This window comes from Lachnoclostridium sp. An138 (genome assembly GCF_002160765.1).
GTDB lineage: Bacteria > Bacillota > Clostridia > Lachnospirales > Lachnospiraceae > Laedolimicola > Laedolimicola faecalis.
Map to the genome: position 1 here is coordinate 1 of NZ_NFLF01000041.1, position 6,571 is coordinate 6,571.

Annotated in this window: 7 protein-coding genes; all 7 read left to right on the forward strand. The window is 47.9% G+C overall.

Annotated features, from left to right (window positions below; genetic code table 11):
* Positions 1 to 286 precede the first annotated feature (286 nt).
* The 7 genes from B5E82_RS17525 (at position 287) to B5E82_RS18170 (ending at position 6,200) form a co-directional block, all read left to right on the forward strand.
* A complete protein-coding gene (locus B5E82_RS17525; RefSeq protein ID WP_087308810.1) occupies positions 287 to 553 on the forward strand; it encodes a hypothetical protein in 267 nt (88 codons plus the stop codon).
* Positions 554 to 973, forward strand: coding sequence for a DUF2752 domain-containing protein (locus tag B5E82_RS18925; protein ID WP_087308811.1), 420 nt, complete (start codon positions 554 to 556; stop codon positions 971 to 973).
* 46 nt (positions 974 to 1,019) lie between these two features.
* Positions 1,020 to 1,694, forward strand: a complete 675-nt coding sequence (locus B5E82_RS17535; protein WP_087308812.1) for a response regulator transcription factor — start codon at positions 1,020 to 1,022, stop codon at positions 1,692 to 1,694.
* 15 nt (positions 1,695 to 1,709) lie between these two features.
* On the forward strand, positions 1,710 to 3,182 hold the full coding sequence (locus B5E82_RS17540; protein WP_087308813.1) for a sensor histidine kinase: 1,473 nt from the start codon (positions 1,710 to 1,712) through the stop codon (positions 3,180 to 3,182).
* Positions 3,183 to 3,204: 22 nt separating this feature from the next.
* On the forward strand, positions 3,205 to 3,480 hold the full coding sequence (locus B5E82_RS17545; RefSeq protein WP_087308814.1) for an acylphosphatase: 276 nt from the start codon (positions 3,205 to 3,207) through the stop codon (positions 3,478 to 3,480).
* 95 nt (positions 3,481 to 3,575) lie between these two features.
* Positions 3,576 to 6,023 carry a hypothetical protein gene (locus B5E82_RS17550; protein ID WP_087308815.1) on the forward strand — a complete coding sequence of 816 codons (2,448 nt, stop codon included), beginning with the start codon at positions 3,576 to 3,578 and terminating at the stop codon, positions 6,021 to 6,023.
* 6 nt (positions 6,024 to 6,029) lie between these two features.
* The gene (locus B5E82_RS18170) at positions 6,030 to 6,200 is read left to right on the forward strand and encodes a hypothetical protein (RefSeq protein ID WP_162610817.1); all 171 of its coding nucleotides are present in this window, start codon (positions 6,030 to 6,032) and stop codon (positions 6,198 to 6,200) included.
* Positions 6,201 to 6,571 lie beyond the last annotated feature (371 nt).

Genomic DNA, 6,571 nt, shown 5'->3' on the forward strand with positions numbered 1-6,571 from the left:
AACGCCGATGGAGAAATATGAGTTGTACTGTGCTGCATGAAATATGGCCAGCAACGCTTAGCTGCTGGCCGGAAAAATTTTATATTTTTTCTCTGTCCTCTTGACGGGGAGCAGTTCAACAGCATGTCCTGCTTCTTTTTTTTGCGGGCGCGGCATGCAGCGGCAGCTCCGCCGCCGGTCAGAGTAAAAAAACAACAGTAAACAGTAGACATTTACCCATGATTGCAGTACAATAAGAGCAGTTAGAAACTGTCTAACAAAATGTTGCGAATGAGAGGGGAAAACTATGGACAAAAAGACAACTGGAATTGTAGCTTACCTTACCTGGATTGGCCTTGTGATTGCCTTTGTGGCAGGAGACAAGGAAGGGGCAAAGTTTCATCTGAATCAGGCTCTGGTTATACTGCTGTTCAGCCTGTTAAGCGTGATCCCGTGTATCGGATGGCTTTGGGGTATTTTTATGATTGTCTGCTGGGTTATGGGACTGATTGCCGCTATTAACGAAGAGGAAAAACCGGTTCCGCTGCTGGGAGGCATCAAGCTTCTGAAATAAATGAAAGATCGAGATTATGCTTATATAATCAGTCTGGCAGCCGGGGGAATCCTGGCAGCCGGCCTGATTTTTTATTTTACTGTGGGAAAAGAATTTATTGAGATTCCTCCATGTTTTATTTACCGAACTACAGGACTCTGGTGTCCGGCCTGCGGCGGGACCCGCGCGGTTCTTGCCTTGCTGAAGGGCAGACTGGTGAAATCTTTTCTGTACCATCCGCTCGTGCCGTACAGCGCTGCGGTATATGCAGGCTATGTTCTGGAGGAGACGAGAGAACGTCTGTGCCGCAGCAGGCACAGAGTCCCAATGAGCTTCTGGCGGGGATGTGTATGGCTTGGGCTGCTTATCCTGGCCGGGAATACTGTGGCGCGTAATCTTCTTCTTTTCTGTTCACAAAAGCAACATATTTTCCTGCTATAATCAGAAACATATATAAGAGCGTGAGAACGGCAAGGAGGATTTTTTTATGGATAAATTGAAAATTCTTGTGGTGGATGACGAAAGCAGAATGCGTAAGCTGGTTCGGGACTTTCTGATAAAGAAAAATTTTGAGGTTCTGGAGGCGGGCAACGGAGCGGAGGCCCTGGATATCTTTTTTGGTACGGAAGGCATCGCGTTGGTGATCCTGGATGTGATGATGCCCAAAATGGACGGGTGGCAGACCTGCAGAGAGATCCGCGCCTATTCCAGGGTTCCGATTATTATGCTGACAGCGAAATCAGATGAACGGGATGAACTGCAGGGGTTTGAGCTGGGTGTGGACGAGTATATTTCCAAGCCCTTCAGTCCGAAGATCCTTGTGGCGAGAGTGGAGGCTATCCTGCGCAGAACCAGCGGCAGGGATGGAGGAGATGTGCTGAGGGCAGGCGGAATTGAGCTGGATAAGGCGGCTCATATTGTGACGCTGGATGGAAAGACGCTGGACTTGAGCTTTAAGGAATTTGAGCTTCTGGCTTATTTTATGGAAAATCAGGGAATTGCCCTGTCCAGGGAGAAGATTTTGAATAATGTATGGAATTACGATTATTTTGGAGATGCCAGAACGATAGATACCCATGTAAAAAAACTTCGGAGCAAGCTGGGGGATAAGGGAGATATGATCAAAACTATCTGGGGCATGGGCTATAAATTTGAGGCATAGATTTGAGGCACAGGTATGAAACATTCGATTAAACGGCAGCTTGCCGGTATCTTTATCGGCGTAATGGCTGGAACTTTCCTCTGCTGCGGGCTTGTGAACGCCCTCTTTCTGGAGGAATATTATCTGAATAATAAAAAGGAGACCGTGGTTGGCGCTTACAGTATCCTGAATCAGGGCTTTCGGGAAGGAAGAGAGGATGAGGAGGATTTTATTTCCCAGCTGGATCTGATTTGCAGCACAGACAATATCTCTGTCTTCGTAATGGATAACAGCGGAGCCCCCAGGCTGTATACGAATCGTGATTATCAGATTCTAAAACAAAAGCTGTATAATTACATTTTCGGAATAGACAGCAGAGAAGTGACGGTGCTGAACAGGGAAGAAAATTATACTCTGCGGGAGAGCAGAGATTATCTGACACAGGCTGATTATCTGGAAGTCATAGGAACGCTGGATACCGGAGAACCCTTTATCATGCAGACGGCCCTGGAGAGCATCAGGGAGAGCGCGGCTATCTCCAACCGCTTTTTCCTCTATATTGCCTTTGCGGCTGTGGCGGTAAGTTCTCTTTTGATCTGGTGGCTGTCCAGAAGAATATCCGAGCCGGTCCTTGAACTTACAGATATTTCCAGGCGCATGACAGAACTTGATTTCGACGCGAAATTTACTTCCGATGTACAGAATGAAATCGGGGTTCTGGGCCATCATATCAATCAGCTTTCAGAGACCCTGGAGAAGACGATTTCGGAGCTGAAAACGGCCAATAACGAGCTGCAGAAGGATATTGAGCGGAAGACTCAGATTGACGAAATGCGGAAAGAGTTTCTGTCAAATGTATCTCATGAGCTTAAGACTCCGATTGCGCTGATTCAGGGGTATGCGGAGGGCCTGAAGGAATGTATCAATGACGATGCGGAAAGCCGGGATTTCTACTGTGAGGTCATTATGGATGAGGCTGGAAAGATGAACACCATGGTGAAAAATCTGCTTTCGCTGAATCAGCTGGAGTTCGGAAACGATGTGGTTACCATGGAGCGGTTTGACATCACCGCTCTGATCCGGAATGTGCTGAATTCCTCTAAAATCCTGATGAATCAGAAAGAGATTCATCTGATTTTCAAGGAGACGGAAGAGATCAGCGTCTGGGCAGATGAATTTAAGATAGAAGAGGTCGTGACAAATTATATCAGCAATGCCATCAATCATTGTGAATTTGACAAGGTGATTGAAGTGAAGATTGTGAAGGAAACGGATACGGTCCGCGTCTCAGTCTTCAATACGGGCCGCCCAATTCCGGAAGAGGATTTGGATAAGATATGGCAGAAATTCTATAAAGTGGACAAAGCGAGAACAAGAGAATACGGGGGAAGCGGCATCGGCCTTTCTATTGTTAAGGCTATTATGGAGTCTCTTCACCGGGAATGCGGCGTGCAGAATTATGACAATGGCGTGGAATTCTGGTTTGAGCTGGATGCGAAGATGAGTTAGAAGGAAATGAGGGGGAAAGGCCATGGTTAGAAAACATTTCTTTTTTTCCGGACGTGTGCAGGGGGTAGGTTTCCGCTATCAGTCTGCCTATTATGCCAGACGTCTGGGGCTGACTGGCTGGGTGCGGAATTTAAGCGACGGGCGTGTGGAGATGGAAGTGCAGGGAAAGGAATCCGTGATTGCGCAGCTGGTTCTGGAGCTGAAAAATACATCTTATATCCGGATTGAAAGAGTGGTATGCGAGAATCTGCCCCTGAAAGAGGGAGAAGACAAATTTTCTACGAGATTTACCTACTGAAAGTGACCTTTTTTTACTAAAATATCCGTCTTATATTTATAGGTATTATAAATATCCTGCAGCCGCAGTGAAATGCTGAGGAAAGAAGGGAAAAGATGAGACGGATCAAGAGAATACCGGCATTTTTGCTGGCAGGAGTGCTTCTGCTGTCAGAGGCCGTCTATGCGGCGCCTGAAACCGGGGCGCCGGCAGAGGAGGTTGCGGCGGAGCTGCTCAGACTGGAGCCGCGGGAGGAGGCAGAAGTTCCTGTTTCAGTGGTGGATGAGAATGGAGAGGCCATTCCTGAAGCGCCGGCTTCTGTGTCTGTGGGCGTGTGCAGTGAAGTGAAGCCGGAGCTTGAAGGGTATGATTACGTCAGGACCACAGCCGGCGGAGATGAAATCTATGCGGTCGGATCTTTTGAGGATACGCTTTACTATGTGCCGAAAGAGGATACCAGTACAGGGCTGCTGCTGGATGGCAGGGAAATCGTTTTGCATTACGAAAGACATGTGGAGACCTACGAGATTACCTATTCTACAGTTCTTTCATACAGCGGGCCGGAGACGGTGGAAGAGGGGCAGTCTTACTCTTTTACGGCCGCTCCGGATGGCAAAGGGAAAGAACTGGCGGTGACAGTGAACGGCACGGACATTTCCGCCCGGGGAGTTCTGGAGGACAGTGGGTCCGGTCTGACCAGATACACGGTGGAGGATGTGCGGGAACCGCAGTTTGTGACGATTTCAGAGATGGATGTATCCGGGTATGTGTTTTCCTACGAGCAGAAAGATATTTTAAACGGATATATCAGTTTCCCGGAATCCGGAACGTCCGTCCAGCCGGGAGACGCTCTTGTTTTTTACCTGAACAGCAGCGAGGGCGAAGGATGGGATTATGAGGCCGGAAGATTCAGGCAGTGGCATTTGAACGGTCTGGAGATCAACGGAGGGAGCGTTCAGGTGCCGTCGTCTTACGGAACGCCGTATAATCCGGAAGAATGGAAAGATATTCATGCGGAGTCTGTACTTTCATCAGGAGAAAGAGTTACGGTCCAGCTGACAAAATGCTGGCATGATCAGGGGACGCCTAATCGTTACAAATATGAATATACGGTAACCATTGAGAATGTATATACGGATATTACAGTGACGGGTGGAAATTTTAAAAGTTCTGCCCGGGATGAAATTATTCTGAAACAGCTGGACGGCGTGGATGAGATCATGGGCTGGGATTACGCGGGTGAGAGCTTTAAGAAAGGCAGCCTCAATCGGGTATATCTGCAGACCGGCCAGTGGGGAAATGAATTTTATTTTAATCTCCTGACGGGCTATACCAACCCTGAAGTGACGGTGCTGGCCGGCGGCGTGGCGCATCCGGAGATACAGGTGTGGAATGTCAAAGATCTGGAAGAAGTGAGCCTGGAGGGATATCAGTATCAGTTTAATATTACAGACGGACTGTCGGATAATGTGGAGGTATATATTTCCGCGGAAAAGAAACAGTATACCGTAAAATATATGATCGGCGAAGAAGAAGCTGACGTAGCGGATGAAGGCACTTATACTATTTTTCCGGAGGACAGTCATGAGACCCGGATCGGCGGGATTCCTGCGTATGACAGGGATAAGTATATTTTTGAAGGATGGGAATACGGCGGAAGAGTCTATCAGCCGGATGAGGTATTCCGGTTTACCGGAGATACAACTGCGGGAGCAGATGAAAACGGAGTTATCCGTTTTACGGCAAAGCTTATCCCAATCGAAAGCAGCAGATACGTTCCGTATACGGTTCAGTACTGGTTTCAGAAGGAAGCAGGCTCTGATTCGTATGAACGGAATGAAAAGGAATATGATGATATAAAAGGGTATGGAATCAGAGGAACGACGCTGTTCTGGTATCGGGTGCTGTCAAGCAGCGGCAGAATTTCCGGATATGTGGTAGATATCAGCAGAAGTGATATCCGATTTGAGCTGGGGAGCGGACCGGAAAATATATTGAAGATATATTTCAAGGTTGACAGCAATCATAACGGGCAGCCGGATGAAGAAGAGGCCTGGGACCCCGGCGGAGACAGCCGCCCGGACAGTCCGGATTCCGGAACGGGCGGAGACGGTTCAGGAGATGGGGATGGCTCAGGAGGCGGGGACAGCCTGGCAGAAGACAGTCAGGAAGGCGGCGCTCCGGAATCTGGCAGCGTATCTGTCCCGGCTGAACAGAAGAATGTGAAAGAAATCCTGAAAGAGGAAATATTGGAGGAGGCAGAGACCGGAGAAACCGGCGCGCCGGGAGGAACGTCAGATGAGATAACAGACAGCTATGTGCTGGCGGAAGTGGGCTCAGACTCGGCGCCGGAAGAGAAAAGAGACAAAGGGGAAGAAGCGGAGATTGACGACGATGAGACCCCTCTGGCCGGGCAGCAGGTTCAAAGCCGGCGCTGCGATTTTCACAAGGGGATTTTGCTGGCGGCGCTTGTGGTATCTCTGCTTTTTATACTCGACGGTTTCAGACGGAAAAGAAAAATCAGAAAACTGAAAGAAGAGCTTGAGATAAGAAAAGGAGAGTAGGGGGACATGGGAAATAACATGGCGGCTTTCTGTTTTTGGGATATAATTTCCCTGTTTGTACTCTTGGCGGTGGTTATCGGATTTGTGGTCAGAACATGGATTCTCAGAAAAGAAGAGAAGGAACTGGAGCGTGCACTGGCAGCTCATATGGCAGATAACGCCATCCGGGGGAAATAGGAAAGAAGTGAAATTGGAAAAGAACTGAAGATAGAAAAGAGCAGAAAAAGCAGCCGTTCTCCTTTCAGAGGCGGCTGTTTTTGCGGTTGTGCACCGGTTATAGGGCTCCAGACAGGGAAGAAAGAAAATAAAGAAAAATCAAGGAAAAAAACAGAGAGAAAATCAGGGAAAAAATATCGAAAAAATTCGAAAAAGCTGTTGACATTTGTTTCCCAGTGTGGTAAATTAACTAAGCTGTCTCGAGGGACAACGAGTTCTTGAAAAGGAAACAACAAAAACTTCAAAAAAAGTTAAAAAAGTTGTTGACAAACAGGAACGGACATGATAAAATGTCAAAGTTGCGTCTGAGAGATGCACAGCGAACCTTGATA